This window comes from Vibrio sp. FF266, from assembly GCF_041439695.1.
GTDB lineage: Bacteria > Pseudomonadota > Gammaproteobacteria > Enterobacterales > Vibrionaceae > Vibrio > Vibrio tasmaniensis_A.
The window spans coordinates 1-1,696 of sequence record NZ_JBGOOO010000104.1 but is presented as its reverse complement, the minus strand read 5'-3'; the positions used below and the strand labels follow the sequence as shown (position 1 = coordinate 1,696).

Annotated in this window: 1 protein-coding gene; it reads left to right on the top strand. The window is 43.3% G+C overall.

What is annotated here, in order from left to right; genetic code table 11:
* Nucleotides 1–1,225 precede the first annotated feature (1,225 nt).
* Complete coding sequence (locus ACED59_RS24405; RefSeq protein ID WP_102258042.1) at nucleotides 1,226–1,657, top strand: hypothetical protein; 432 nt, start codon at nucleotides 1,226–1,228, stop codon at nucleotides 1,655–1,657.
* Nucleotides 1,658–1,696 lie beyond the last annotated feature (39 nt).

Sequence of the window (1,696 nt, the reverse complement as noted above, 5' to 3'; positions counted from 1 at the left end):
ACAAGCTTACTGGGTTAGGTATGCCTGAAACTTGTCGTATTGACTAAAAAGCATGAGAAACGGGGAGACTCTGTTTCTAAACTGAATTACGCAACAAAGCCAATAATTATTGCGAAGGTGTAAATAATTTCTTGGCTTAATTAAAATTGATTTACGCTAGAAAGGCATTGTGTCATTAACGCACTATAACTAAATATCTTGATATAACTACTCTAAGTGGCAAAGGGTAGAGCACACATATGAATAATTTAATAAAGCACCGCACGGTTTTCATCACCGTTTGATTTGGATTTACATGGCTCGCACCACGTATGAAGGATTTTGATATTTCTTTGTTGCGTAAATCAGTTGAACTAAGTTATCGGGACCGATTAAGAGAAACGGATGTGCTATTTGGAGAAATAGTACATCACAGCGCTGAAGTGATGACTAAGGTGAGGTCTCAAAAAAGTGAGGTAAGGACGATATCTGTTTTTATTCCTACTGGAAAATACGACAAGTGTTTGCCTTACTTATAGACGTATATACATTAACTTAGAAACTGGCTTGACTGATTTGGGGCTAACTCTAACAAGTTAGAGCTTAATCGAGCGCTTGAGACCATTAATGCTCGTTTTGAAAAAGGGACGCTGACCTTTGGCTCTCAAAAGGGAGTTACAGTGAGCAAGGTGGCAGTATCGATATACCCATTCTAGTGACTTACTGACGGGTAAATGTATTTAAATAATCCTCATTCTTGGCTTCTTATCTCTTAGCTTATTGCTTCTTAGTTTTTTACGTGGGGTGAGAAATAATGAGGTGCTCTTTCCTTAGGCGTGATCCTTCGGGCAAGGCTTTCTCTTGGAGCTTTCATCTATGGCCTAGATTGGCATCACCCTAGTGAGCCACTGCGTGCCGCACCAGAAGGTGCTTCTCTACAAGCTCCTATCGTACAACCCTAAACGCCTGCGCCTCGTCAGTCTTCCTCGTTGCTGTTCGTCGTACCTCCTCACTCATTTCACTGACCTCCATTAAGTTCGAGTAAGGGCTTGTTGCCTTATGTGCCGATTTCCCTTTCGACTTGCATCATTTGATGGGGCTCGCAGGCTGTTTACCGTGCTCGCTCAGAGCCCCAATAACAAGGGTATATGAACGCTTCGCGCCCTTGTTATTGAGAACCATGAGCGCTTGCCGGACAGCCAAGCGGCTCCATAAAAGTGATACTCAAACAAAAAGGAAACTCCTCATGGCACAACGAAACTCAAGCCCAACTCTCTCTAAATCGATGTTCAGCGACCAGCGTTTCGCCGCTGGGCACGAAAGCTCACCAAAAAATGATATCTCCTGCCAGGTCGTTGAACGTGCAGTGCGTTCGACCGTTTCCGCGACTGTTTCAAAGGGACTTATTTGGGTGAATTCAACGGACTTTAATTCGAGCGTTCGAGCGGTTAAAGTGCATGAGATTTTACTTAATGAGTTTGGTTATACCGACTCTTTGATCTTGGAGGAAGGAAATAAAGGAAAAGGGGTGAGTATTGGCGTATGTGATAGAGCTACGACTGTGAAACAGATGCGAGAAGATTACGCCTATGCGAAAAAAGAAGAGAGAAACGTTGAAACGACCGCTAAGCATCAAGCGAGAGCGAAAGATCTTCTGACTATCTTGTATGGCCAATAACACGGACTGAGCGCCGCCCATCACGACTTTAAATATTAA